The sequence below is a fragment of the Massilia jejuensis genome, from assembly GCF_042656795.1.
GTDB classification, from domain to species: domain Bacteria; phylum Pseudomonadota; class Gammaproteobacteria; order Burkholderiales; family Burkholderiaceae_D; genus Telluria; species Telluria jejuensis.
The window spans coordinates 24,026-48,199 of record NZ_JBHSMS010000034.1; the positions used below are offsets into that span (position 1 = coordinate 24,026).

23 protein-coding genes are annotated in these 24,174 nt (G+C 66.5%); 9 read left to right on the forward strand and 14 right to left on the reverse strand.

Features of this window, described 5'->3' with window-relative positions; translation table 11 throughout:
- Positions 1 to 2: 2 nt before the first annotated feature.
- From ACFPOU_RS09765 to ACFPOU_RS09780, 4 genes are read right to left on the reverse strand one after another with little or no spacing between them, the layout of a single operon-like run.
- Positions 3 to 1,415: a sigma-54-dependent transcriptional regulator gene (locus ACFPOU_RS09765; protein WP_379719985.1), complete on the reverse strand. Its 1,413-nt coding sequence runs from the start codon at positions 1,413 to 1,415 to the stop codon at positions 3 to 5.
- Positions 1,412 to 3,169 (reverse strand): sensor histidine kinase, encoded by a 1,758-nt coding sequence (locus ACFPOU_RS09770; RefSeq protein ID WP_379719988.1) that lies wholly within the window; start codon positions 3,167 to 3,169, stop codon positions 1,412 to 1,414. Before ACFPOU_RS09770 ends, ACFPOU_RS09765 begins: the two co-directional genes overlap by 4 nt.
- On the reverse strand, positions 3,166 to 3,423 hold the full coding sequence (locus ACFPOU_RS09775) for a PP0621 family protein (protein ID WP_379719991.1): 258 nt from the start codon (positions 3,421 to 3,423) through the stop codon (positions 3,166 to 3,168). The genes ACFPOU_RS09770 and ACFPOU_RS09775 overlap by 4 nt, the downstream gene beginning before the upstream one ends.
- Positions 3,420 to 4,229, reverse strand: coding sequence for a cytochrome C assembly family protein (locus ACFPOU_RS09780; protein WP_379719994.1), 810 nt, complete (start codon positions 4,227 to 4,229; stop codon positions 3,420 to 3,422). Before ACFPOU_RS09780 ends, ACFPOU_RS09775 begins: the two co-directional genes overlap by 4 nt.
- 185 nt (positions 4,230 to 4,414) lie before the next feature.
- Between ACFPOU_RS09780 and ffh the strand changes: the two genes are divergently transcribed.
- Complete coding sequence (gene ffh / locus ACFPOU_RS09785) at positions 4,415 to 5,785, forward strand: signal recognition particle protein (protein WP_379719997.1); 1,371 nt, start codon at positions 4,415 to 4,417, stop codon at positions 5,783 to 5,785.
- Between the two features lie 253 nt (positions 5,786 to 6,038).
- Positions 6,039 to 6,440, forward strand: coding sequence for an SWIB/MDM2 domain-containing protein (locus ACFPOU_RS09790; protein ID WP_136221207.1), 402 nt, complete (start codon positions 6,039 to 6,041; stop codon positions 6,438 to 6,440).
- Between the two features lie 115 nt (positions 6,441 to 6,555).
- On the opposite strand, the gene ACFPOU_RS09795 is transcribed toward ACFPOU_RS09790, so the two are convergent.
- The 4 genes from ACFPOU_RS09795 to ACFPOU_RS09810 form a co-directional block, all read right to left on the reverse strand.
- Positions 6,556 to 7,950 (reverse strand): alkaline phosphatase, encoded by a 1,395-nt coding sequence (locus ACFPOU_RS09795; protein ID WP_379720000.1) that lies wholly within the window; start codon positions 7,948 to 7,950, stop codon positions 6,556 to 6,558.
- A 23-nt stretch (positions 7,951 to 7,973) separates the two neighbouring features.
- Positions 7,974 to 9,401 (reverse strand): alkaline phosphatase, encoded by a 1,428-nt coding sequence (locus tag ACFPOU_RS09800; protein WP_379720003.1) that lies wholly within the window; start codon positions 9,399 to 9,401, stop codon positions 7,974 to 7,976.
- A gap of 96 nt (positions 9,402 to 9,497) precedes the next feature.
- Positions 9,498 to 10,145: a lytic transglycosylase domain-containing protein gene (locus ACFPOU_RS09805; protein WP_379720006.1), complete on the reverse strand. Its 648-nt coding sequence runs from the start codon at positions 10,143 to 10,145 to the stop codon at positions 9,498 to 9,500.
- Positions 10,145 to 11,875, reverse strand: a complete 1,731-nt coding sequence (locus tag ACFPOU_RS09810; RefSeq protein WP_379720008.1) for a proline--tRNA ligase — start codon at positions 11,873 to 11,875, stop codon at positions 10,145 to 10,147. Before ACFPOU_RS09810 ends, ACFPOU_RS09805 begins: the two co-directional genes overlap by 1 nt.
- A gap of 202 nt (positions 11,876 to 12,077) precedes the next feature.
- On the opposite strand from ACFPOU_RS09810, the gene ACFPOU_RS09815 reads away from it, so the two are divergent.
- The gene (locus ACFPOU_RS09815; protein WP_379720011.1) at positions 12,078 to 12,698 is read left to right on the forward strand and encodes an RNA pyrophosphohydrolase; all 621 of its coding nucleotides are present in this window, start codon (positions 12,078 to 12,080) and stop codon (positions 12,696 to 12,698) included.
- 141 nt (positions 12,699 to 12,839) lie between these two features.
- Positions 12,840 to 13,268 carry a DUF1841 family protein gene (locus ACFPOU_RS09820; RefSeq protein ID WP_379720014.1) on the forward strand — a complete coding sequence of 143 codons (429 nt, stop codon included), beginning with the start codon at positions 12,840 to 12,842 and terminating at the stop codon, positions 13,266 to 13,268.
- 74 nt (positions 13,269 to 13,342) lie between these two features.
- On the opposite strand, the gene ACFPOU_RS09825 is transcribed toward ACFPOU_RS09820, so the two are convergent.
- Positions 13,343 to 13,684, reverse strand: coding sequence for a c-type cytochrome (locus ACFPOU_RS09825; protein WP_379720017.1), 342 nt, complete (start codon positions 13,682 to 13,684; stop codon positions 13,343 to 13,345).
- Between the two features lie 13 nt (positions 13,685 to 13,697).
- On the reverse strand, positions 13,698 to 14,048 hold the full coding sequence (locus ACFPOU_RS09830; RefSeq protein ID WP_379720020.1) for a c-type cytochrome: 351 nt from the start codon (positions 14,046 to 14,048) through the stop codon (positions 13,698 to 13,700).
- A gap of 202 nt (positions 14,049 to 14,250) precedes the next feature.
- On the opposite strand from ACFPOU_RS09830, the gene ACFPOU_RS09835 reads away from it, so the two are divergent.
- Positions 14,251 to 15,105, forward strand: a complete 855-nt coding sequence (locus tag ACFPOU_RS09835) for an AAA family ATPase (RefSeq protein ID WP_379720023.1) — start codon at positions 14,251 to 14,253, stop codon at positions 15,103 to 15,105.
- A 91-nt stretch (positions 15,106 to 15,196) separates the two neighbouring features.
- Entirely contained in the window at positions 15,197 to 16,369 is a 1,173-nt protein-coding gene (locus tag ACFPOU_RS09840; protein ID WP_379720026.1) for a vWA domain-containing protein, read from the forward strand.
- A gap of 27 nt (positions 16,370 to 16,396) precedes the next feature.
- Here ACFPOU_RS09840 and ACFPOU_RS09845 read toward each other — a convergent pair whose 3' ends face one another.
- The gene (locus ACFPOU_RS09845) at positions 16,397 to 17,005 is read right to left on the reverse strand and encodes a CPBP family intramembrane glutamic endopeptidase (RefSeq protein WP_379720029.1); all 609 of its coding nucleotides are present in this window, start codon (positions 17,003 to 17,005) and stop codon (positions 16,397 to 16,399) included.
- A 231-nt stretch (positions 17,006 to 17,236) separates the two neighbouring features.
- Between ACFPOU_RS09845 and ACFPOU_RS09850 the strand changes: the two genes are divergently transcribed.
- Positions 17,237 to 18,439 (forward strand): cation:proton antiporter, encoded by a 1,203-nt coding sequence (locus ACFPOU_RS09850; protein WP_379720032.1) that lies wholly within the window; start codon positions 17,237 to 17,239, stop codon positions 18,437 to 18,439.
- The gene (locus ACFPOU_RS09855; protein ID WP_379720035.1) at positions 18,429 to 19,565 is read left to right on the forward strand and encodes a YbdK family carboxylate-amine ligase; all 1,137 of its coding nucleotides are present in this window, start codon (positions 18,429 to 18,431) and stop codon (positions 19,563 to 19,565) included. The genes ACFPOU_RS09850 and ACFPOU_RS09855 overlap by 11 nt, the downstream gene beginning before the upstream one ends.
- Positions 19,566 to 19,577: 12 nt before the next feature.
- On the opposite strand, the gene ACFPOU_RS09860 is transcribed toward ACFPOU_RS09855, so the two are convergent.
- From ACFPOU_RS09860 to ACFPOU_RS09870, 3 genes are all read right to left on the reverse strand, one after another.
- Complete coding sequence (locus tag ACFPOU_RS09860) at positions 19,578 to 19,907, reverse strand: hypothetical protein (RefSeq protein ID WP_379720038.1); 330 nt, start codon at positions 19,905 to 19,907, stop codon at positions 19,578 to 19,580.
- 112 nt (positions 19,908 to 20,019) lie between these two features.
- A complete protein-coding gene (locus ACFPOU_RS09865) occupies positions 20,020 to 20,973 on the reverse strand; it encodes a gamma-glutamyl-gamma-aminobutyrate hydrolase family protein (RefSeq protein ID WP_379720365.1) in 954 nt (317 codons plus the stop codon).
- Positions 20,974 to 21,075: 102 nt separating this feature from the next.
- Entirely contained in the window at positions 21,076 to 21,891 is an 816-nt protein-coding gene (locus ACFPOU_RS09870; RefSeq protein WP_379720041.1) for a PleD family two-component system response regulator, read from the reverse strand.
- 278 nt (positions 21,892 to 22,169) lie between these two features.
- On the opposite strand from ACFPOU_RS09870, the gene ACFPOU_RS09875 reads away from it, so the two are divergent.
- A complete protein-coding gene (locus ACFPOU_RS09875; RefSeq protein ID WP_379720044.1) occupies positions 22,170 to 24,167 on the forward strand; it encodes a DNA topoisomerase IV subunit B in 1,998 nt (665 codons plus the stop codon).
- The last annotated feature ends 7 nt before the right edge of the window (positions 24,168 to 24,174 follow it).

The window sequence follows — 24,174 nt, forward strand, 5'->3', positions numbered from 1 at the left end:
CGTTAATTCTCCGGGGCCTGGATATCGAGTTTCTGCATCTGGTAACGCAGCTGGCGCACGCTGATGCCGAGCAGGCCGGCGGTCTTCGTGCGGTTGAACTGGGTCTGCTGCAAGGCGCGCCCGATGATGTCGCGCTCGACCTGTTCCAGATAGGCCGGCAGGTTGCTCGGCAAGGATGCCGGGCCGGGTCCCGCCGGTTCGGCCACGGCAGAAGCGGCCGGGGCCATCGGCGGCGGGGCCGGCGGCACGGCCGCCACCGGCGGCGGGTCCGCCCGTGCCGCTTTCAAGGAGAGATCCTCGACCTGGATCGCACCGTCGTCGGCAAAGGCCAATGCGCGCTCGAGCACGTTTTCCAGCTCGCGCACGTTGCCGGGGAAGGAATAGGCACGCAAGGCGTCGAGCACGCCGGGCCCGAGCCAAGCACCGCCCGCGCCCGCCAGGCGCGCCAGGATGGCGCTGGCCAGTACCGGCACATCGTCCAGGCGCTCGCGCAGCGGCGGCAGCGCCAGTTCGATCACGTTCAGGCGATAGAACAGATCCTGGCGAAACACGCCGAGCTCGACGCACCTGGCCAGGTCCTTGTGGGTGGCGCTGATGATGCGCACATCGACCGGCTCCTCGGCGGTCGCGCCGATCTTGCGCACGCGCCGCTCCTGGATCGCGCGCAGCAGTTTCACCTGCATGGCCAGCGGCAGGTCGGCCACCTCGTCGAGCATCAGGGTGCCGCCGTTGGCCGCCTGGAAGAAGCCGTCGCGCTCCTCCCCCGCCCCGGTGAAAGCGCCCTTGCGGTGGCCAAAGAATTCCGACTCCATCAGGTTTTCGGGAATGGCGCCGCAGTTCACGGCCACGAAGGGTTTCGAGGCGCGCGAACTCTGGGCGTGGATTTCGCGCGCGGCCAGTTCCTTGCCGGCGCCGGATTCGCCGGTGATCGCGATCGGCGCCATCGAGCGCGCCAGGCGCCCGATCTGGGCGCGCAGCGACTGCATCGCCTGCGAATTGCCGATCAGGCGCGAGCCCGTATCCGCGCCCGCGCCCGCCGCGCCGCTGCCGTCGGAGAGCTTGAGCGCCGAGCGCACCATCACGCGCAATTCGTCCAGTACCACCGGTTTCGAGACGTAATCGAAGGCGCCGGCCTTCAGCGCGATGACCGCGTTCTCGGCGCTGCCGAAGGCGGTGATGACGGCGATCGGGGTCTTGCTGGCGCTCGACACTTCGCGCACCAGTTCCAGGCCCAGGCCGTCGGGCAGGCGCATGTCGGTCAGCACCAGGGCGTAATCGTTGTCCTCGACCAGGCGGCGCGCTTCGCGCAGCGTGGCCGCGCAGTCGACGTCCAGGCCCATCTTCAGGAGCGTGATCTCGAGCAGCTCGCGCAAATCGGCTTCATCGTCGACGACCAGGATGCGGGGTGAACTCATGGACTACCTCTTTGCTGAACCTGCGCGCCGCCGGCCGCCGGCTGGGCGAAGGTGATGACGAAACGGCCGCTGGCCTTGCGCGGCCCCGGCGCGGCGCGCTCCAAACCTGCATTGAAACGCGATTCGTAATCGAGTTTAGCGCCGTTATTCAGGCACAGCTCGCGCGCCAGGTACAGGCCCAGGCCGGTGCCCTTGCTCGAGGTCGTGTAGAACGGCTCGAACAGGTGGGCGCGCACCTCGGGCGTGATGCCGGGGCCGTCGTCCTGCACGTGCAGTTCGAGTGTACCGAAAGCGTCGAGCTCGGGCCAGATGCGGATGCTGGCGGGCGCGCGGCTGGCGTAGCGGATCGCGTTGCCCAGCAAATTGACCAGCACTTCGCGCAGGTGCAGCGCGTCGAACCGCACCTCGATCGCGCCGGCGCCGCCCAGCCAGACCATCTCGTCCGGCAAGGCCTGGGTTTCGCAGAACTCGTTCTTGAGTTCGAGCAGGAAGGCGGCCAGCTGCACCGGCTCGGCATACGGCTGGGCCTTGCGCGAGAGCTGCAGGATGTCCTCGACCATGCGGTTCACGCGCGTCACGTTGTCGCCGATAATTTTCAATAGACGCACTTCGGCCTTGCCGTGCAGGTCCTCGGCCAGCAAGGCCGTGGCGTGGCCGATCGCCGACAAGGGGTTGCGCACCTCGTGCGCGATGCTCGCCGTCAGGCGGCCCATCGACGCCAGTTTCAGTTGCTGCGCCTGGTTTTCGATGGCGCTCACGTCCTGCAGGAAGATCACGCTGCGCGCCGGCGTCGCGCCGCCGCCGGCCACGCGCGCAAAGCGCAGCTTCAGGTGCGCCGGCTGGTCGCGCCGGGCACGCGGGCCGGCTTCGCCGACCGCAGCTTCCTGGTAGGGCTTGAGGATCACATAAGCGGCATCGGGCCCGGCTTCGCCCGGCACCGGCTCGACCGCGGCCAGGGTCGGCGGCGCGGCCGCCGTGCCCATCCAGCCGGCAAAGGCGTGCGCCACCGGTTCCAGGCCGGGCAGGCCGTCGAGCTGCAACCCGGCCGCCGCGTCCATACCGAGCATGCGCCGCGCAGCCGGATTGGCCGTGTGGATACAGCCGTCGCCGCCCACCACCAGCACGCCGTCGCCCACGTCGGCGATGACGATCTCGTTGATCGCCTGCTGCACCTGCAGGTCGACGCCGCGCTGGGCCGCCAGTTCTTCCTGGCCGATCAGGCGCGCCGCCAGCCGGTTGACCAGCCAGACCACGGCGAAAAAGGCGATGCCGACCATCCCGGCCTGCATCAGGGCCGGTTCGCCCTCGCGCATGACGAAGCGCCAGGCAGCGTCGGAGAGGACGAACAGGGTGGCCAGCGCGGCCGAGAACAGGGCCGGCACCAGCGGCGCCAGGATGGCCGCGCCGGCCAGCGGAAACAGGTAGAGGATGCCCAGGCCGCTGCGCACGCCGCCGGCGGCCAGGTAGAGCAGCGAGATCACGGCCAGGTCGAGCGCGATCTGGGCGGTCAGCTGGAGCGCGAAGCGGCGCCGCCAGAACAGGGTCAGCGCGCCGAAGCAGAACGCGGCGCCGAGGTAGAAGAGGCAGATGCGCGCATAGGCCGGCGCAGGCTGGACGCCGCCGTCGCGCACCTCGAAGGCCAGGTACAGCATGAGTACCAGGGCGATCACGATGCGGGTGGCGGTCAGCGCCTGCAGCGAGCGCCAGAAGGTCGCGCGCGACTGCGTCGAGAGTACTTTCCAGCTCGTCTTCAAAGCTGCGCCGGCGGCCGGCGCACGTGGGCCGGGCTGCAGTAATCGCGCCCGTCGGCGTGCACCGCTTCCGAAACCGGGAAATGCAGGCCGCAGTGGGCGCAGCTGGTCATGTTTTCGATGGCCACCGGCGGCGCCGTGCCCGGCCCCTGCGGCGGCACCTGCATCCGGCTGTCGCGGGCGGCGGCGCGCAGCTTCGCGCGCACCGCGAAATAGACCAGCACGGCCAGCAGGATCCAGAATATTGCGCGGCTCATGCGCCCCCCCTGTGCAGCACCACTTCCAGTACAAAACGGCTGCCGACATAGGCCAGCGCCAGCGTCGCGAACCCGGCCAGCGTGAAGCGCAGCGCGGTCTTGCCGCGCCAGCCGCGCCAGCGCCGTCCGGCCAGCAAGGCGGCGAACAACAGCCAGGACAGCAGCGCGAACACGTTCTTGTGGTCCCAACGCAGCGCCCGGCCGAACAGCTGTTCCGAGAACACGACCCCCGACAGCACGGTCAGGCTGAGCAGGACAAAGCCGATCCAGATCAGGCGAAACAGCAGCTTTTCCATCGTCAGCAGGGCCGGCAGCTGGTCGAGCGCGCCGCCGAACCAGCCGCCCGTGGACGGCACGGTGCGCGCATGCAGGCGCGTTTCCTGCAGCGCCATCAGCACCGCGTGGAAGGCGGCGATGGTCAGCGTGCTGTAGGCCAGCACGGCCACGGCCACGTGCCAGCCGAAGGCGCTCGACTGGTCGTGCAGCGCCATGACCGAGCCCGGGAATACCATCGGCAGCAGGGCGGCGGCGCAGGCGCAGGGCATGATCAGGCGGCGCAGGCCGTCGAGCGCGAAGTTGCGGTTTTCAAACCAGTAGGCGGCCACCGAGACCCACAGCGCGGCCGAGAGCATGATGGCGAAACCGATGCGCAGGCTGCCCGGCGCGAACGCGTCGCTCCACAGGGCGACCCCGTGCACCGCCCAGGCCAGCGCGGTGACGCCGGAAATGACGGCACCCTGGCGCAGCGGCAGCAGGGCGCAAGCCGCGTACAGGATGGCAGCGGCAAAAAAGAGGGTGTTTTGCATAGCGCGAGTCTACACTATTGGACCGCGGCAGGCGTAGCGCCCCTCCCCGTTCGCGATGCGCGCCAGGCCGCGCGCGGTGCAATTGAAAATTCGCATTTTGCGCACCGCATTGCCCGGCCAGGCGCCCCGGCGCAGGGTAAAATGGCGGATTCCGAATGCCGTCCCTCCATATAGTCAGGTAGAACATGCTAGATAACCTTACCCAACGCCTTGCCAAGGTCGTCAAGACGATGCGCGGCGAGGCCCGTCTGACCGAGGCCAACACCGCCGAGATGCTGCGCGAAGTGCGCATGGCCCTGCTCGAGGCCGACGTGGCTCTGCCGGCGGTGCGCGAATTCATTGCCAAGGTCAAGGAAAAAGCGCTGGGCGAAGAAGTCATCGGTTCGCTCAGCCCGGGCCAGGCCCTGGTCGGCGTGGTCCAGCGCGAGATGGCGGCCCTGATGGGCGCCGACCTCGGTCCCGAAGCGACCCAGCTGTCGTTCGCGCAGCAGCCGCCGGCGATCATCCTGATGGCCGGCCTGCAGGGCGTGGGTAAAACCACGACCGTTGGCAAGCTGGCCAAGTACCTGAAGGAACAGAAGAAGAAAAAGGTCTTGACCGTCTCGGCCGACGTCTACCGTCCCGCCGCGATCGCCCAGCTCGAATCGGTGACCAAACAGGTCGGCGCCGACTTCTTCCCGTCGACCTCGACCGACAAGCCGGTCGACATCGCGCTGGCCGCGCTCGACTGGGCCAGGAAGCACTACCACGACGTCCTGATCATCGACACCGCCGGCCGCCTCGGTATCGACGAAGCGATGATGCAGGAGATCAGGGCCGTCCACGGCGCCGTCAAGCCGATCGAAACCCTGTTCGTGGTCGATGCCATGCTGGGCCAGGATGCGATCAACACGGCCAAGGCCTTCAACGACGCGCTGCCGCTAACGGGCATCGTGCTGACCAAGCTCGATGGCGATTCACGCGGCGGCGCGGCCCTGTCGGTGCGCCACGTGACCGGCAAGCCGATCAAGTTCGCCGGCGTGTCCGAGAAGCTCGATGGCCTGGAGGCCTTCGATCCGACCCGCATGGCCAGCCGCGTGCTGGGCATGGGCGACATCCTGGCGCTGGTCGAAGAGGCGCGCAAGGGCGTCGACGAGAAAGCCGCCGCCGACATGGCCAGCAAGATCAAGGCGGGCGGGCGCTTCGACATGAACGATTTCAAGTCGCAGTTGGCGCAGATGAAGAAGATGGGCGGCATGTCGGGACTGCTGGACAAGCTGCCGGCGCAGTTCCAGCAAGCCGCGGCGGGCGCCAACATGGACCAGGCCGAGAAGCAGGTCAAGCGCATGTGCGGCATCATCGATTCGATGACGCCGCTGGAGCGCGCCAAGCCGGAGCTGATCAAGGCCAACCGCAAGCGCCGCATCGCCGCCGGCGCCGGCGTGCAGGTGCAGGAAGTCAATCGCATGCTGACGCAGTACGACCAGATGCAGACGATGATGAAAAAGCTGAAGGGCGGCGGCCTGATGAAGATGATGCGGGGAATGAAGGGGATGATGCCGGGCGGGATGCGTTAAGGCCTGCGCCGTTTCCGGACCCTTTTGTTCGCTTGGAACGCCGCGTCCGCCACAACGGCGGCGCGGCGTTTTTTATCGCGTTTTCCGGCGCTTTTTCACTCTATGAAGAAGAGTTACGAATATTCCCTGTTTTTTGGGCTTGTCAGAGTGAAAAAATGGCGAAAAAGACTTGCAGGAACAGTAAAACGCCACCAATATAAGCTGTGCGATGTATAGCGCAATTTCCAATATTGTTCGTTTAGGAGGCTCGAAGATGGCAACAGCCAAGAAATCCCCAGCAGCGCCGGCAAAGAAGGCAGCCGCCAAACCGGCCGCCGCGGCCAAGCCTGCAGCGAAGAAGGCGGCAGCTCCTGCCAAGGCAGCAGCCCCGAAAGCCGCGGCAGCAAAGAAACCGGCCGCAGCACGCAAGCCGAATGCAGCGTTCATGAAAGAGCTGACGCCGTCGGCCGAACTGGCTGCAGTGGTCGGCAACAAGCCGCTGCCACGCACCGAAGTGACGAAGAAAGTCTGGGAATACATCAAGAAAGCGGACCTGCAAGCTGCCGACAACCGCCAGATGATCAATGCCGACGACAAGCTCAAGGCCGTTTTCGGTGGCAAGGCCCAAGTCTCGATGTTCGAAATGACCAAACTCATTTCGAACCACCTGAAATAAGAATACCTGGCTCCTGGCCGAACGTTGAAAAGCCCCGCTCGCAAGACCGGGGCTTTTGTTTTATGGGCGTGCGGCAGGCCGGGTGGCCGCCTACCTGGCGCCGCCCGCATCCTCCCTACAACCCGAACGCCGCCTTCATCAGCGTGAACACCTGCGTATTCTCGATCGTCCCGCGAAACGGCGCCGAGCCGGCCCCTGCCGCATGGAGCTTGACGTCGCCGCCGCCGTGCGACTCGCTCGACCATTTCACGCCCGCCTCCTGGCGGTAGTCCGGCGCCAGCGCCTGGGCGCTGTCGACATCGAGGCGCAGGTCCGGGCGGTTCGGGCCGTTGCCGAAGACGAGTGTCGTATACGTCTTGCCGTCGGCGTCGCGGGCCGGTTCGCCGTCGGCGTAACCGCGCACGATGTCGAGCACCGGGTTGCCGCGCCTCGGGTAGCCGTTCATGACCATCGTGTGGTCGTGGTCGGCGGTGACGACGACCAGGGTGTTGTCCAGGCCCGGGTCGATGGCGCGCATGCGCGCGAGCGCGGTCTGGACCGCTTCGTCGAAGGCCACCGTCTCGCGCATGGCGTTGCGCGCGTTCGTGTCGTGCAGCGCGTGGTCGATCCTGCCGCCTTCGACCATCAGGAAGAAGCCCTTCGGATTGGCCGACAGCAGCTCGATCGCCTTGGCCGTCATCTCGGCCAGCGTCGGCTGCTCGGGATGGCGCCTGGCCGCGTAATCGAGGTGGCCCTCGGCGCTGAACAGGCCGAGCAATTTCCGGCCCGGACGGCTGGAGGCCATGTCGGCACGCGTGCCGGCGATGAAATAGCCTTGCCGTTCGAGTTCGGCCACCAGGTCGCGCCCGTCGCCGCGGCCCTTCGGGTTGCGCTTCGCGTCGAAGGACGTGAAGTGGTTGCGCCCTCCTCCCATCAGCACGTCGACGCCGTCGCCGAGGCGCGTATTGAAGCCGGCGCCGCCGGGCACGACCTGCTGCGCGATGGCATAGGCCATGTCGCGGTCGCAGACGTGCGCGAAGGTCGCCGCCGGCGTGGCATGCGTCAGTTCGGTGTTGGTGACGGCGCCGACCGACTTGCCGGCCGCCTTGGCCAATTCCAGGATCGTCGGCGGCGCGCTGCCGTTGCCGGCGCCGCAGCGGTCGATGCTCAAGTTGCCGTTGGCGTCCTTGCCAGGCGCGACAGGCCTGGCGTCCTTCAGCGAAACGACGTCGTTATTGATCTTCACGCCGGTCATGTAGGCGCCCATCGAGGGCGCGCTGTCGGTCACCTGCGCGTCGGCCGAATAAGTCTTGATGCGCGCGGTGCGGTCGAGGCGCTCGAAGTCGAGCAGGCCGTCCTCGCCGGCCTTGAAAATGCGGGCGGCGGTGATCGTGGTCGGGCCCATGCCGTCGCCGAGGAAGAAGAGGATGTTCTTCGCCTGCGGCCTGGCGGCCGGGACGGCGGGCGCGGCCTGGACGGCGAAGCTGCAGCACGCTGCCAGCAGCAGCGCGGTCAATGGAATGCGGGTCATCGGATGCTTTCTGGCGGCGTGCTTCACAGGCCCGCCGCGGTCTTGATCAGGTCGAAAACGCGGGTATTGTCGATCGTCCCGCGAAACAGTTCGGCACCGGCGCCGGCGGCGCCCAGGTAGACGTCGGTGCCGCCGTGGGTCTCGGCCCCGGCGCGCGTGCGCACCACGGCTTCCTGGTGGTAGCCGTCGCCGGCGGCGATGTCGTCGGTCAGCGTCACGCCCTTGCGGCTGCCCTGGATGCGGTGCTCGCCCGTGCCGAACCCGAGGATCGTGAACGGCGCGCCATCCTTGTCGAGACGGACTTTTCCGTCCGGCAGGCTGCGTACCAGGCCCAGCACCCCGGCATTGGCCGGCGTGGTCTTGCCGGTGCGCGGCGAATAGCCGTTGATCAGCAAGGTGTGGTCGTGGTCGGCGGTGGCGACGATCAGGGTGTTCTTCAGGCCCGGATCGATCTTGTTCATCTTGTCGAGCGCGGTCTTGACGGCGGCGTCGTAGCCGACCGTCTCCTGCAGCGCGCGCTTGGCGAGCGTGGCGTGCAGCGCGTGGTCGATCAGGCCGCCCTCGACCATCAGGAAGAAGCCCTTCGGATTGTTGGCCAGGATGTCGATCGCCTTGGCCGTCATCTCCGACAGCAGCGGCTGCCGCGCCGGGTCGCGCGCGGCCTCGTAGGCGAAGTGGTGCTGGGCGAACAGGCCGATGGCCGGCTGCGCGGTCGGGGCCAGCGCCTGCAGCTGCGCCGTGTTCGACGCGACGCGCCAGCCCCTCGCTTGCAGTTCGCCGAGCAGGTTGCGGCCGTCGGCGCGCTTGCCGCCCGCGGCGCTCGCCGTGAACTGCTGGGCGCCGCCGCCGAACACCAGGTCCAGGCCGGCGCCGCCGAGGGCCTTGTTGTAGCCGGCACCGCCCGGCACCAGCGCGGCGGCGATGTCCTGCTCGAGCCTGCGGGTGCAGGCGTGGGCGTAGGTGGCGGCCGGCGTGGCGTCGGTGACGCTGGTGGTGGTGACGACGCCGGCGGCCATGCCGCGTGCCTTCGCCAGTTCCAGCAGGGTCGGCACCGCGCGGCCGTTGTTGCAGCGGCTGACGCTGCGCGTGCCCTCGACGGCCGGCGCGACCGCCAGGGTGTCGGCCGACATCGACAGCACGCCGTTGTTCGGTTTTACGCCGGTCATGTAGGCCGACATCGCCGCGGCGCTGTCGGTGACCTGGGCGTCGTTCGAGAACGTCTTCACGAAGGCCGACTCGGGCAGCGTGTCGAGCGCCAGCTCGCCGTCTTCGCCAACGGCGTAGATGCGGGCGGCGGTGAGCGTGTTGATGCCCATGCCGTCGCCGAGGAGGAAAATGATGTTCCTGGCCTGTCCGTCGACGGCGGCACGCGGGACGGTGGCCGGGCCGGTCGAGGCGCAACCGGCGAGCGCCGCCAGCATGCACGCGGCGGCGAGAGTCTTGATTCGCATAGTGGAGTGTGGAGCGGAGAAAACGACGAGTCTACACCGCAAAGCGGGGCCGTGGTGCGCCCGGCATGGCGGGCTGCCGCGGGGCCGGCGCCGGCCCTAGCGCGACGCCACCGCCACCGGACTGAACTCCCATTTCTTCCACGCCGCCAGCACCGCGTTCGGATACTGCGGCCTGCCGCGGCTGCCGTTGTAGCGCCCCAGCGCCAGGTACAGGTTGCCGCGCTCCATGTCGATGTACATGCGCAGGATCGAGCAGCCGTAGCGCAGGTTGGTCTGCATGTGGAAGAGCTTGCGGCGGTCGCTGTCGCCGATGACCTTGGTCCAGAACGGCATCACTTGCATGTAGCCGCGCGCGCCGGCGATCGAGACCGCGTACTTGCGGTAGGCCGATTCGACCTGGATCAGCCCCAGCACCAGGCCCGGATCGAGTCCGGCGCGGGTCGATTCGTACCAGGCGGACTCGAGGAACTCGGTGCGCGACTGGTCGTCCGGCAAGCGCTTTTTCAGGCGCGCCGACATTTCGGTGAACCACTGCTGGTAGCGCACGCGCGCCGCCTCGTCGCGAAAGGCCGGTTTCGGCGGACGGGTATCGGCGATGGCGTTCGACAGCGCGACGCGCACGGCGTCGGCCATCGCCTCTTCCTTCTGGTTACCGGCGTGCGCACCCGTGCCCGCGGCCAGCGCGGCCGCGAGTACGATGCCGCCCAGCCAGGAGCCGGCGCGGCTGCCGAAGCCAGCGGACATCACCGGCCCAGCTTGCCCTTGATGAAGCCGACCATCTCGGCCACCGGCACGGCGGTGGCCGCGGCGTCGCGGCGGCCCTGGTATTCGAGCTTGCCTTCCTTCAGGCCGCGCTCGCCGATGACGACGCGGTGCGGCACGCCGATCAGTTCCCAGTCGGCGAACATCGCGCCCGGACGCAGGCCGCGGTCGTCGACGATCACGTCCACGCCGGCTGCCTTCAGCTCGGCGTAGAGCTGCTCGGCCTGCGTCTTGACGGCTTCGCTGCGGTCCATGCCCATCGGGCACAGCACGAGCTCGAAGGGCGCCAGCGCGTCCGGCCAGACGATGCCCTTGTCGTCGAAGTTCTGCTCGATCGCCGCGCCCAGGATGCGGGTCACGCCGATGCCGTAGCAGCCCATCTGCAGCGGCGCCGGCTTGCCGTTCTCGTCGAGGAAGGTCGCCCCCATCGACGCCGAGTAGGCCGTGCCGAGCTGGAACACGTGGCCCACTTCGATGCCGCGCTCGATCGCCAGCACGCCCTTGCCGTCGGGCGAAGCGTCGCCCTCGACCACGTTGCGCAGGTCGGCCACGACCGGCTCGGGCAGGTCGCGGCCCCAGTTCACGCCCGTCAAGTGGTAGTCGCGCTCGTTCGCCCCGCAGACGAAGTCTGCCATGTTGGCGGCGGTGCGGTCGGCAACGACGGTGACCGGCAGCCGCGGCGCGACCGGACCGAGATAGCCCGGCACGGTGCCGTAGACTTCCTCGATCTCGGCTTCGGTCGAGAACCGGTGGCCGGCCAGGCCCGCCACCTTGCCGACCTTGACTTCGTTGAGCTCATGGTCGCCACGCAGCAGCAGCATGAAGTACTGCTTGGAAACCTTGCCCTCTTCTTCCTTTTCGACCGTCAGCGCGATCGTCTTCACCGTCCGCGACAGCGGCAGGCCCAGCAGTTCGGCCACGCTGTCGCACTTGGTCTTGCCGGGCGTCGGCACTTTTTCCATCGCTTGCGCGGCCGCGCCGCGCGTCCCGATGGCCAGCGCCTCGGCCGCTTCCATGTTGGCCGCGAAATCCGAGCTCGGGCAGTAGACCAGCGCGTCTTCGCCGGTGCTGGCGATGACGTGGAATTCGTGCGAACCGGTGCCGCCGATGGCGCCGTTATCGGCGGCGACGGCGCGGAACTTCAGGCCGAAGCGGTTGAAAATGCGCACGTAGGCGTCGAACATGACCCCGTAGGACTTCTGCATGCCGGCGACGTCGCGGTCGAACGAATAGGCATCCTTCATCGTGAACTCGCGCCCGCGCATCAGGCCGAAGCGCGGCCGGCGCTCGTCGCGGAACTTGGTCTGGATGTGATAGAAGTTCAGGGGCAGCTGGCGGTAGGACTTGATCTCGCTGCGCACGACGTCGGTGACGACTTCCTCCGACGTCGGCTGGATCGCGTAGTCGCGGCCATGGCGGTCTTTCACGCGCATGAGTTCGGCGCCCATCTTGTCCCAGCGGCCCGTTTCCTGCCACAGCTCGGCCGGCTGGACGACCGGCATCAAGAGTTCGAGGGCGCCCGACTTGTTCATTTCTTCACGGATGATGGCCTCGACCTTGCGGATGACGCGCAGGCCGGTGGGCATGTACGTATAGATGCCGGAACCCAGACGCTTGATCATCCCGGCGCGCATCATCAGCTGGTGACTGACGATCTCGGCATCGGACGGCGCTTCCTTGAGCGTTGAAATAAAAAATCGTGAGGCGCGCATATCGATGAATTCTTTTAAAAAGAGAGAGTTATAATCGACCTAATTTTAAAGGATTAGCTGGCTGATGCGTCCAATCTTTGTACAAATGGGTCCGGAACACGCAGCGTCCGCCGTTTTCGTCGTGCACGAGGGAAGCTGACGTGTGGATTTGTAAGTAAAAATGTAAGGGACCAGAAGCCGGCAGAAAGTTTCGAGGTGCTTTATGCTCGATCGGGAAGGGTTCCGCCCCAACGTCGGCATCATCCTGCTTAACGCCAATAACGAGGTGTGGTGGGGCAAGCGGGTGCGCGAGCACTCATGGCAATTTCCGCAAGGGGGTATCAAATACGGCGAGACGCCGGAACAGGCGATGTACCGCGAGCTCGAGGAGGAAATCGGTTTGCGCCAGGAGCATGTCAGGATCGTGGGGCGTACCCGCGACTGGCTGCGCTATGAGGTGCCCGACCATTTCATCAAGCGCGAGATCCGCGGCCATTACCGCGGCCAGAAGCAGATCTGGTTCCTGTTGCGCATGGTTGCGCGCGACAACGACGTGAACCTGCGCCTGACCGACCATCCGGAGTTCGACGCCTGGCGCTGGCACGACTACTGGGTTCCGCTGGACGTGGTCATCGAGTTCAAGCGCGACGTCTACCAGCGGGCCTTGCAGGAGCTGTCGCGGTTTCTCACCATCCCGCCCAACGGCGGACATGGCGAGCGCCGCCACAGCGCGCGCTACCTGCGCCAGCCGCGTACCAGCAGCGCGGCCGCGGCCAGCCAACCGGCTGCGAAAACGCCGCTCATCATCGCCGAACCGCAGTTGATGCTGGCGCCGGACAAGTAAACGCAATGGGCCGGAAAGCAGGCCCGCCACCCAGGTGGCGGGCCTGCTTTTTTTCGCCCTGGCATCCTCTCGCCGCGGCACATGCGGTCGCGGGCGCGGCGCGCTACAATGGCGGCCACTTCAACGTCCGGCCTTCTTCCCATGTTCACGCCCTCCTCGCACGACGTGCGCCGCTTCTTCTGCGAAGCCCTGCGCAAGCAGCGCGCCGGCGAGATCCTGACGCCGATGGACGCCATCGCCGCCGACTGGATCGTCCAGCACCCCGAATACCACGACGCCCTGGCCGACGCCGAGGCCGCCGTCGCGCGCGACTATTCGGTCGAAGCCGGCCAGGCCAATCCTTTCCTGCACCTGTCGATGCACCTGTCGATCGCCGAACAGGTCTCGATCGACCAGCCGCGCGGCATCAAGGCCGCGCACGACCTGCTGGCGGCGCGCATCGGCGCACACGAGGCCCACCACGAGATCATGGAATGCCTGGGCGAGATGATCTGGACATCGCAGAGAAACGGCATGCCGCCCGATACCGAGGCGTATATCGACTGCGTGCGGCGGCGCGCGGCCCGTTGATGACACCTTGATAAAATGATACAAAAAAGGCGGCCGAGGCCGCCTTTTCGTATCATGTCGCCTGCGTCGCCGCCTTACTTGCGCACCACCAGCTGCGACGGCAGGCTGGCCAGGTAGGCGCCGATGTCGGCCATGTCCTGGTTCGACAGCGGCTTGGCGAAGCCGGCCATGATCGGGTTGCTGCGGCCGTTGGCCTTGTCGCCGCCGCGCTTGTAGGCCGACAGCGCATGCTTCAGGTAGTCGGCATGCTGGCCGGCCAGCTTCGGATAGCTCGGGTCGATCGGCGTGTTGTAGTCGGCGCCGTGGCAGGACGCGCAGTTGTACTTCTTGGCCAGCTCTTCGCCGCGCTTGATGTCGGCCGCGGAGGCAGTGAAGGAAACGGCGCCGAGGGCCAGCGCGATGATCAGTGTTTTCATGGCGTCGGCTTTCTTATTTCGGGTTCTGGGCGGTCTGCTGCGCATAATAGGCGGCGACATCGGCGATGTCCTGGTCCGACAGGCTGGCGGCGACGCCGCGCATCGACGGATGCTTGCGCTCGCCCTTCTTGTAGGCGTGCAGCGCCGATTCGATGTACCTGGCCGACTGGCCGCCGATCATCGGCACCGGGTAGACCTCGGGGAAGCTGGCCTTATAGCCGGGAATGCCGTGGCAACCGATGCACATCTCGACCTTGCTCTGCGCGGCCTTCGGATTGCCGACGACCTCGGCGGCAAGCGCCGCTGTCGACGTAACAGCAGCGGCGCAGGCGCCCAGAACGAGTACTGCCAAAAGTTTTTTCATGGTGGGAATCGCAAAATATTTTTAATCGAATACCGCTACCGTACAAAAAGCCAGCCTGGAGTGCTATATGAATACTAACCTGTTGATTCTAGCCCAACAAAAGGTTGCAGTCTACCAACCTCGTGCGCCCCTGCCGTGGTAGCAACGCCATGCCCGGCGTTCTGGCATATACTCGCCATTTCCCTCTTTCCGATTGACGCGTATGCAAGCCCAACACCGTTTCGAAGGCACCGAGCGCTATGTCGCCACCGACGACCTGAAGCTGGCCGTGAATGCCGCCCTGACGCTGCAGCGTCCCCTGCTCATCAAGGGCGAGCCGGGCACCGGCAAGACCATGCTGGCCGAGGAAGTGGCGGCGGCGCTGGACATGCCGCTGATGCAGTGGCACGTCAAATCGACCACCAAGGCCCAGCAAGGCCTGTACGAGTACGACGCCGTCTCGCGCCTGCGCGATTCGCAGCTGGGCGACGAGCGCGTGCGCGACATCCACAACTACATCGTCAAGGGCGTGCTGTGGCAAGCCTTCACGGCGCCGGAACCGGTGGTGCTGCTCATCGACGAGATCGACAAGGCCGACATCGAATTTCCGAACGACTTGCTGCGTGAACTCGACCGCATGGAGTTCTACGTCTACGAGACGCGCGAAATGGTCGTGGCCAGGCACCGTCCCTTGGTGATCATTACCTCGAACAACGAGAAGGAATTGCCGGACGCCTTCCTGCGCCGCTGCTTTTTCCACTACATCAAGTTCCCGGACCGCGAGACGATGGCCGACATCGTGCAGGTGCACTACCCGCGCCTGAAACAGGCGCTCCTCGGCGCCGCGCTCGAGCGTTTTTACGCGGTGCGCGACATCCCCGGCATCAAGAAGAAGCCGTCGACCTCGGAATTCCTCGACTGGCTCAAGCTCCTGATGGCCGAGGATATCCCGGCCGAAGCCCTCGCCGGCGGCGACAACAAGGCGCTCGTGCCGCCGCTGCATGGCGCCCTGCTGAAAAACGAGCAGGACGTGCACCTGTTCGAGCGCCTGCTGTCGATGTCGAGGATGAACCGATGAGCCACGGGCGCCGGCTGCGTCCGGCGCAGCCATCCGGACGTCGAGCCCCGCCTGCCCTTTCCACTGACCCGCCACGCCGCGCCTTGACCACATGCTGATCGATTTTTTCTTCGCGCTGCGTCATGCCAGGGTCCCGGTCTCGATCAAGGAATTCCTGACCCTGCTCGAAGCGCTGCAAAAGAGCGTGATCGCCCCCTCGCTCGACGAGTTTTATTATCTGGCGCGCCTGGTGATGGTCAAGGACGAGGCCCATTTCGACAGGTTCGACCGCGCCTTCGGCAGCCATTTCAAGGGCATCGACGCCGTGTTCGACACGACGAAAGGCGAGATCCCGCTCGACTGGCTGATCAAGCGCATGGAGCGCGAACTGACGCCCGAACAGAAGGCGGCGCTGGAAAAATTCGGCTACGAGAAGCTGATGGACCGCCTCAACGAGCTGCTCAAGGAACAGAAAGAGCGCCACGAAGGCGGCAGCAAGTGGATCGGCACCGGCGGCACCTCGCCCTTCGGCCATGGCGGCGCCAACCCGGAAGGCATCCGCATCGGCGGCGCCGGCCGCAATCGCAGCGCCGTCAAGGTCTGGGAGCAGCGCGCGTACAAGGATTACGACGACGAGCGCGAACTGGGCACCCGCAACATCAAGGTGGCATTGCGCCGCCTGCGCCGTTTCGCCCGCACCGGCGCGGCCGATGAATTCGCGCTCGACGAGACGGTGCGCGCGACAGCCAGCAATGCCGGCTACCTCGACATCCGCATGCAGCCCGAGCGCAAGAACCGGATCAAGGTGGTGATGCTGCTCGACGTGGGCGGCAGCATGGACGACCATATCGAGCGCGCCGAGGAGTTGTTTTCGGCGGCGAAGAGCGAATTCAAGAACATGGAGTTCTACTACTTCCACAATTGCATCTACGACTACCTGTGGAAGAACAACCGGCGCCGCCACGCCGAGCGCTTCGATACCTGGGACGTGCTGCGCAAATACCCGCCCGACACCCGCATCATCTTCGTCGGCGACGCCACCATGAGCCCCTATGAAGTGCTGGCGCCGGGCGGCTCGGTCGAGTACAACAACGAGGAAGCCGGCGCCGAATGGCTGGCGCGCTTCTGCAAGGCCTTTCCCAAGTTCGCCTGGCTCAATCCGGAGCCGGAACATCTCTGGCAATACCGGCAGTCGATCTCGGTGATCCGCCAGATCATGAACAACCGCATGTTCCCGGTCACGCTCGAGGGCCTGGAACGGGCGATGCGTTTGCTGAGTAAATAAGCGAGCGCCGGCCGGCCGCCTGGGAACCTAGGTATTCGCGCGCAATGCATTGCGCACGACATACAGCCCGACCACGTCGAGCGCCGCATGCATCATCACTGCCGCCAGCAAGCCCGCATACTGGTAGATGAACCCGAGCGCGACACTGGCCCCGAACACCCCCGCCGCCTGCACCAGCGTCGCCCCATCGCGCCTGCGGAACTGGTACACCGGCGTGTGGGTTACCAGGAAGATCGCCGAGGTGATCCACACCCCCAGCAGCGGCTGCAGCGCCGCCCGGAACAGCAGTTCTTCGCCGATCGCCGCGGCCAGGCTGATCCAGACCGGATTGAAGCCTGACAAATCCAGCCGCCCGTAGGCCGTGATGGTGTTGCGGGTCGCCTCGGACTGCGAGGTCATCCGGAAACTGACATACGAACCCAGCGCCGCCAGGACCGCCAGGCCGAGGCCGACCAGCAGTTGCGCACCCGTCGCCAGCGGCCCGCGCAACACGGACTGCGGTTCCTCCTGTGCCACGAAAATAATCAGGAGCGCGACCAGGCAAAACACGACGCAGGTCAACACCTGGGCGCTCAGGCGGATCGGCGCGCGCGGTGGCTGCGACTGCGATTGCGGCGGGGTGGGTGCTTGGGGCATGGGAAGCGTCGGGACAAAGCGACGAATGGGGAATCGAAAAGACCGTTTGGCCGCGCAAGGCGCGCCGTGGCGGCGAACCGCCCGCCATTCTAGCCAGTGCCGGGCGTGCTGACAACGAAGGCGCCCGGATACGCGGCCAATCGTGCGCGGGAAGAGGGATGCCCGTCTTGTAGAATCGGCAGAAGACCAGTCCGCCCGGACGGTGCGTTCGTCGTTTTTCAAGGAGCCTGCATGCAAGCGCTGTTGCCGATCCTGACCAGCCTCGCGTGGCCGTTCGCGATCGCCGTCGCCTGGATCGCCGGCGAATTCGGACAGCGCTGGACCGGGCTGCCGCGCATCAGCTTCTATGGCCTGGTCGGCTTCGCGCTGGCCGGCCCCCAGCTCGGCATCCTGCCGAGCGCCGACGGCGGCGCCGTGCCGATGCTGGCCGACGTCGCCTTCGGCCTGATCCTGTTCGAGCTCGGCTACCGCATCAACCTGCGCTGGCTGCGCACCAATCCCTGGATCGGCATCAGCGGCCTGGTCGAATCGCTCGCCACCTTCCTTGCCGTCTACCTGGTCGCGACCGCCTTCGGCACCCCGCAACTGACCGCGCTGATGCTGGCCTCGCTCTCGATGGCGACCTCGCCCGCCACCGTGGTGCGCGTGATTAACGAGCAGCGCAGCTCGGGCCAGGTGACCGAGCGCGTGCTGCATCTGACGGCCCAGAACTGCGTGCTGGCCGTGTTCGCGTTCAATGTCGTCGTCGGCTTCTGGATCTTCCGCACCTTCGACAACCTGGGCGACGCCATCTGGAACAGCCTGGTCGTGCTGGCCGTGTCGCTCTTGAGCGGCGCCGTGTTCGGCCTGGCCGTGCCGGCGCTGCTGCGCGCGATCGGCAACCCGCGCCAGGATGCGACCGTGGCCTTTGCCCTGGCGGTGATTCTACTGGTGGCCATCTCGTACGCGGGCGGCTTGTCGCCGGTGGTCGCGACCCTGGCCTTCGGGCTGGTGGCGCGCCACCGGCGCGTCGCCTTCAGCCAGGCCCAGCGCGGCTTCGGGGCGCTCGGCGAACTCCTCACCGTGCTGTTGTTCGTCTTCGCCGCCTCCACCCTCGACTGGCAAAAGGTCGCCGCCGGCGGCTTGCTGGCCGTGGTGATCGTGCTGGTGCGGCTGCTGACCAAGACCGCCGGCGTGATGGCCTTTGCCCACCTGTCCGGCATCACCTGGCGCAAGGGCGCGCTGGCCGGAGTGGCGCTGGCGCCCCTGTCGGTGTTCGTCATCCTGCTGCTCGAACACGCGCGCATGGCCGGCGTGCACGTGGTCGAACAATTGCGCTCGGTGGCAGCGGTCACGATGCTGCTGGAAGTGTTCGGCCCGATCATCCTCCAGCGCGCCCTGGTCCGGGCCCGCGAGGTTACCAGGCCCGCACCGGAGGTCAAGCATGCCGCTTGAACCGTTCACCCGGTCGACGCCGCTGACCTTCGGCGTCGAACTCGAACTGCAGCTGGTCAGCCTGTCCGACTTCGACCTCACCGCCGCCAGCCCGGACTTGCTGCACCTGCTGGCGCGCAAACCCTTCCCCGGCAACGTCACGCCCGAGATCACCGAGAGCATGATCGAGATTAATTCGAGCGTGCATGCGGCCTATTCCCCGCTGCTGGCCGAGCTGCAGGAGATCCGCGACACCCTGGTCGCGGCCGGCGACCAGCTCAATATCGGCATTGCCGGCGGCGGCACCCACCCTTTCCAGCACTGGTCGGACCAGAAGATTTTCCCGAAGTCGCGCTTCGAGCACCTGTCGTCCCTGTACGGCTACCTGGCCAAGCAATTCACCGTCTTCGGCCAGCATGTGCACATCGGCTGCGACAATGGCGACGACGCCATGTACTTGCTGCATGCACTGAACCGCTACATCCCCCATTTCATCGCCCTGTCCGCCTCGTCCCCATTCGTCCAGGGCCACGACAGCCTGTTCGATTCGGCGCGCCTGAATTCCGTATTCGCCTTCCCGATGAGCGGCCGCGCGCCCTTCACGCTCGGCTGGGCCGAATTCGAATCGAGTTATTACGCGAAGATGGAGCGCACCGGCATCGTCAAGAGCATGAAGGATTTTTACTGGGACCTGCGCCCGAAACCCGAGTACGGCACGATCGAGCTGCGCGTGTGCGACACGCCGCTCACGGTCGAACGCGCGGCGAGCCTGGCGGCCTATTTGCAGGCGCTGTGCAGCTACCTGCTCGAGCGCACCGAGGCGCCGCCGGCCGAGGACGATTACCTGGTCTATAACTACAACCGCTTCCAGGCTTGCCGCTTCGGGCTGGAGGGAACGATCACGCATCCGAAAAGCTACGACAACGTGTCGATTCGCGAAGACATCCTGGCGACGCTGGCCAGGATGGCGCCGTATGCGGAAAAGCTCGGGAGCCTCGATGGCTTGCATCACCTGGCCGTGGCCGCCGCCGGCGGCAGCGACGCGGCCTTGCTGCGCCAGCAGTACGAGCGCCAGGGGAGCGTCGAGGGGATGGTGCATGCGGCGATCCACTGGTTCCGCGGCGAGCGAAGATTCCAGCGCAGGTGAGGGCGAGGCTTCCTAGACCGGACTCGTCCCCACCCTGCTCGAGCGCATGATGCGCTCGATGAAGTTGCGCTTCACCGGCCGCGGCATCCCCGCGTCGACCAGTGCCGCCCAGCGCTCGCACAGGTGCTCGCAGGTCGCGCGCAGCACCGGATCGAGCTCGGGCAGCCGGGCCAGCGCGCACAGGTGGCGCTCGATCACCGACGCCAGGCGCACGCAGGGCTTGTCTTGCTCGTCGCGCGCGGTGTAGTGCGACATCAAGTGCAGCAGGGAAGCGAGCATGACGGCCTCGCGCTGCTGCATGCCATGGGTCGGGATGGCGATGTCTGCGAATGGATCTTTCATGGCGGTCCTTTTGATCGGTCGTGAATGAGAATGATTCTCATTCATTATGATCAAAGGGCCGACCGGATGCAAGCGGTTTTGCGCCTGCGTGCGAGGGTCGCGTGCCCGGGTCCTATAACCGGGTCTCGCGCGCCGCCCTCAGGAATTCATCCAGCACCGGCGTGCAGTCGAGCAGGTCCGTCCCGCCCGCCCGGTGAAACTCCGGGTGCCATTGCAGGCCCATCACGAAGTCCGCCTTGTCGTAGCGGATCGCCTCGACGATCCCGTCGGGATACGACATCGCCTCGACCCGGATGTCGCGCCCGAGTTCCTTGACCGCCTGGTGGTGGATCGAATTGACGATCGGCCGCCCGGCATGCGGGAACATGCGGCCCAGGGATGAACCCGGCGGGAATTCGATCGCATGCCGGTGCGCGTCGTAGTCGGTGTGCACGTGGGCCAGCGCGGCCGGCACGTTGGTCGCCACGTCCTGGTACAGCGTGCCGCCGAAGGCGACGTTGATCAGCTGGCAGCCGCGGCACACGCCCAGAACCGGCTTGCCGGCCTCGACGAATTCGTGCAGCAGTTCGAGTTCGTACAGGTCGCGCGCGCGGTCGCCGTTCCATTCAGGGCGCGTGGGCGACTCGGAATAGGTTTGCGGCGACACGTCCGCCCCGCCCTGCAAGACCAGGCCGTCGAGGTGGCGCGCATAATGGCGCAGGGTGATGTTGCTGGGATGGAGCAGGCCGTTCGTGTTGACTGTCGGGATCATGAACACGAGCACGTCGCGCGACATCACCCACTGGGCGATCGATTCTTCGAGATATTGCAGGTTCTTGCTGCGCAGGCCGGTGGAGCCCGGTTCGGGATGGAAGATGCGCGCCGAGACGCCGATGCGCAGGGTGCGGCGCATGAAGTCGCGGCTGAAGCGGTCGCGCAGCGCACGCCAGCGCGAGCGCAGCACGCGCCCGGCCAGGGCGAAGGGCGTATCGCCCGGGCGCTGGTAGCGCGGCGTGCCGCTGGCCGCGCGGCGGTCGGGAATGCGCTGCGGTGCATCCTCACGGTTTTCCAGCGGCGGGCCGGGCATCTCGCCGCCGCGCTGTGGTTGGTCGTCTGCCATGGCCCAAATATAGCCCTGCCATTGCCGCGCACGATTCGAAGTTGTAACAAAATGACACCGGCTGAGCGCTCAAGCCGGCAGCTCGGCCAGGGACGTCAGGCGCTGCAGCATGCAGACCAGGCTGCGGTCGCCCACCGGCTTGTCGAGCAAGCCGCGCACCCCGGCGCCGCGCGCCAGTTCGCCGTCGTAGGCGAAGGTGCGGCCGACCAGCAGCACGACGGCCGTGCGCCCGGCCCCGGCCTGGGCCTTGATGGTCCGGCTCAGGTCGTACGGATCGATGCCGGGGGCGGCGGTATTGATCATCGCCACCGCGACCGGCGTTTCGTCGCACAGGCGCACCGCCATTGGCGCGCTGTCGGTCCAGGCGATCGCCAGGCGGCGCGGCCCGACCAGGCCGGCCAGGTGGTCGCGGAAGGCGCCGCCCTTGTCGACGATCAGCACCTTGCCCTCGCGCGGCGGCTGGCGTTCGGCGGCGCAGCCGGCGTCGGGGCCGAGGCGCGGACGGCGCCGCCGTTCGGCCAGCAGCGGCTCGCCGCGCGCACTGAGCAGCGCCAGCGCGCGGCGCCGTTCGGCCAGCAGCCGGATCAGGCTCTCGTAGAGCAGCGCCGGCTCCGGCGGCGCGGGCAAGTGCTCGTAGCCGCCATGGGCCGGGCCGCCGATCACCAGCGCGGGCGGGGCGCAGCGCATGTTGTCCAGCCAGGCCAGGGCCGCGGGATTGGTGCCGTCGGCCAGGACGATGTCCGGCTCTTGCAGGCTGTCCTCATGCAGGCACAGGTACGAGGGCCCGGCAGGCGGGGCCGATCCGAGCAGCGCCGCCATGCGTGCGGCATCGGCCGTGGCAAATCCGAGCAGGCGCACGGCGGTCGGGATTTTATGTGCATGCATGATGTCCACCAGAACGTGCGACGCCGCGCACCGGGGCTGTTGCGCAAATGCCGGCCGGCTTGCAAGAAATACTGTACACATGTACAGTATGCCTGCGGGCCAGCGCCTTTTTTGCTCAACGGTTTCTCGGGGCCGCTTGACGTGGCAACCTTGCGTACCAATCTAGTCACGTTTCCCCACGTTGACAAGAACAATCCGTTACGCCCTTCCTGCTTTTTCCCTCCGACAAGATAACGACAAAGTAAAATACGCAGGCTTCCGAAAAAACACTGATCAGCATGGCAACCAAGAAACCCGCACCCGACTACAGCGAATCCTCCATCCGTGTCCTCAAGGGACTCGAACCCGTGAAGCAGCGCCCGGGGATGTACACCCGGACCGAGAATCCGCTGCACATCATCCAGGAAGTGATCGACAACGCCTCGGACGAAGCGCTCGGTGGCTACTGCAGCAACATCGGCGTCACCCTGAACGTCGACGGCTCCGTGACCGTCGAGGACGACGGGCGCGGGATTCCGGTCGGCATCCACCCGGAAGAAGGCGTCTCCACGGTCGAGATCGTGTTCACGCGCCTGCACGCCGGCGGCAAGTTCGACAAGGGTTCCGGCGGCGCCTACGCGTTCTCGGGCGGCCTGCACGGCGTCGGCGTCTCCGTCACCAACGCGCTCTCGACGCGCCTGGAAATCACGGTCTGGCGCAAGACGGACGACGGCAACGGCGTGCACAGCCTGGTCTTTGCCGACGGCGAAGTGATCGCACCGCTGACCTCGGCGCCCTTCGAGCGCGGCGGCAAGAAGAACGGCACCCGCGTCACTGCCTGGCCGGACCCGAAGTACTTCGATTCGCCGAACATCCCGATGGCCGACCTCGTGCGCCTGCTGCGCTCGAAAGCGGTGCTGCTGCCGGGCGTGACCGTCACGCTGACGGTCGCCAGGACCGGCGACGTGCAGACCTGGCGCTACGACGAAGGCCTGCGCGGCTACCTGGTCGAAGCCATGAACCAGGGCGCGAGCGGCCAGACCGTGATTCCGCTGTTCGAGGGCGCCGGTTACGCCTCCGCCGGCGACGAGAACTTCGCCGAAGGCGAAGGCGCGGCCTGGGTCGTGGCCTGGAACGAGGAAGGCGGCGTGGTGCGCGAATCCTACGTCAACCTGATCCCGACGCCCTCGGGCGGCTCGCACGAGTCCGGCCTGCGCGACGGCCTGTACGGCGCCGTGAAAGGATTCGTCGAACTGCACGGCCTGCTGCCGAAAGGCGTCAAGCTGCTGCCGGAAGACGTGTTCGCACGCGTCTCGTTCGTGCTGTCGGCCAAGGTGCTGGACCCGCAATTCCAGGGCCAGACCAAGGAACGCCTGAATTCGCGCGACGCCGTGAAACTCGTCTCGACGTTTACCAAGCCGCCGCTTGAACTGTGGCTGAACCAGCACGTCGAATACGGCAAGAAGCTGGCCGAACTCGTCATCAAGCAGGCGCAGTCGCGCATGCGCTCGCTGCAAAAAGTCGAAAAGAAAAAGTCTTCGGGCGTGGCCGTGTTGCCGGGCAAGCTCACCGACTGCGAATCGACCGACCTCACGCGTAACGAGATTTTCCTGGTCGAGGGCGACTCGGCCGGCGGCTCGGCCAAGATGGGCCGCGACAAGGAATACCAGGCCATCCTGCCGCTGCGCGGCAAGGTCTTGAACACCTGGGAAACCGACCGCGACCGCCTGTTCGCGAACAACGAGATCCACGACATTTCGGTCGCCATCGGGGTCGACCCGCACGCGCACGGCGACTCGCCGGACCTGTCGGGTCTGCGCTACGGCAAGATCTGCATCCTGTCGGACGCCGACGTCGACGGCTCGCATATCCAGGTATTGCTGCTGACGCTGTTCTTCAAGCATTTCCCGGCCCTGTTCAGGCATGGCCACATCTGCGTCGCGCGTCCGCCCCTGTACCGGGTCGACGTGCCGCCGCGCGGCAAGAAGCCGCTGCAAAAGCTGTACGCCCTGGACGACGGCGAACTGCTGGCGATCGAGGACAAGCTGAAAAAGGACGGCCTCAAGGAAGGCAGCTGGAACATCTCCCGCTTCAAGGGCCTGGGCGAGATGAACGCCGAGCAGCTGTGGGAAACCACGATGAATCCGGATACCCGGCGCCTGCTGCCGGTGGCCCTGGGCGGCTTCGATCATGGTGAATCGAGCGCGCGCTTCAACATGTTGATGGGCAAAGGCGAAGCCGCCGCGCGCCGCGCCTGGATCGAAGAACACGGGAACGAGACGGAAGCGGATATTTGATGGGCTG

Bases quoted from the DNA above. Each gene is read 5' to 3' on its own strand.
- ACFPOU_RS09765 (WP_379719985.1), bottom strand. From the start codon at position 1,415: ATGAGTTCACCCCGCATCCTGGTCGTCGACGATGAAGCCGATTTGCGC.
- ACFPOU_RS09775 (WP_379719991.1), bottom strand. From the start codon at position 3,423: ATGAGCCGCGCAATATTCTGGATCCTGCTGGCCGTGCTGGTCTATTTC.
- ACFPOU_RS09780 (WP_379719994.1), bottom strand. From the start codon at position 4,229: ATGCAAAACACCCTCTTTTTTGCCGCTGCCATCCTGTACGCGGCTTGC.
- ffh (WP_379719997.1), top strand. From the start codon at position 4,415: ATGCTAGATAACCTTACCCAACGCCTTGCCAAGGTCGTCAAGACGATG.
- ACFPOU_RS09790 (WP_136221207.1), top strand. From the start codon at position 6,039: ATGGCAACAGCCAAGAAATCCCCAGCAGCGCCGGCAAAGAAGGCAGCC.
- ACFPOU_RS09795 (WP_379720000.1), bottom strand. From the start codon at position 7,950: ATGACCCGCATTCCATTGACCGCGCTGCTGCTGGCAGCGTGCTGCAGC.
- ACFPOU_RS09800 (WP_379720003.1), bottom strand. From the start codon at position 9,401: ATGCGAATCAAGACTCTCGCCGCCGCGTGCATGCTGGCGGCGCTCGCC.
- ACFPOU_RS09805 (WP_379720006.1), bottom strand. From the start codon at position 10,145: ATGTCCGCTGGCTTCGGCAGCCGCGCCGGCTCCTGGCTGGGCGGCATC.
- ACFPOU_RS09810 (WP_379720008.1), bottom strand. From the start codon at position 11,875: ATGCGCGCCTCACGATTTTTTATTTCAACGCTCAAGGAAGCGCCGTCC.
- ACFPOU_RS09815 (WP_379720011.1), top strand. From the start codon at position 12,078: ATGCTCGATCGGGAAGGGTTCCGCCCCAACGTCGGCATCATCCTGCTT.
- ACFPOU_RS09820 (WP_379720014.1), top strand. From the start codon at position 12,840: ATGTTCACGCCCTCCTCGCACGACGTGCGCCGCTTCTTCTGCGAAGCC.
- ACFPOU_RS09825 (WP_379720017.1), bottom strand. From the start codon at position 13,684: ATGAAAACACTGATCATCGCGCTGGCCCTCGGCGCCGTTTCCTTCACT.
- ACFPOU_RS09830 (WP_379720020.1), bottom strand. From the start codon at position 14,048: ATGAAAAAACTTTTGGCAGTACTCGTTCTGGGCGCCTGCGCCGCTGCT.
- ACFPOU_RS09835 (WP_379720023.1), top strand. From the start codon at position 14,251: ATGCAAGCCCAACACCGTTTCGAAGGCACCGAGCGCTATGTCGCCACC.
- ACFPOU_RS09840 (WP_379720026.1), top strand. From the start codon at position 15,197: ATGCTGATCGATTTTTTCTTCGCGCTGCGTCATGCCAGGGTCCCGGTC.
- ACFPOU_RS09845 (WP_379720029.1), bottom strand. From the start codon at position 17,005: ATGCCCCAAGCACCCACCCCGCCGCAATCGCAGTCGCAGCCACCGCGC.
- ACFPOU_RS09850 (WP_379720032.1), top strand. From the start codon at position 17,237: ATGCAAGCGCTGTTGCCGATCCTGACCAGCCTCGCGTGGCCGTTCGCG.
- ACFPOU_RS09855 (WP_379720035.1), top strand. From the start codon at position 18,429: ATGCCGCTTGAACCGTTCACCCGGTCGACGCCGCTGACCTTCGGCGTC.
- ACFPOU_RS09860 (WP_379720038.1), bottom strand. From the start codon at position 19,907: ATGAAAGATCCATTCGCAGACATCGCCATCCCGACCCATGGCATGCAG.
- ACFPOU_RS09865 (WP_379720365.1), bottom strand. From the start codon at position 20,973: ATGCCCGGCCCGCCGCTGGAAAACCGTGAGGATGCACCGCAGCGCATT.
- ACFPOU_RS09870 (WP_379720041.1), bottom strand. From the start codon at position 21,891: ATGCATGCACATAAAATCCCGACCGCCGTGCGCCTGCTCGGATTTGCC.
- ACFPOU_RS09875 (WP_379720044.1), top strand. From the start codon at position 22,170: ATGGCAACCAAGAAACCCGCACCCGACTACAGCGAATCCTCCATCCGT.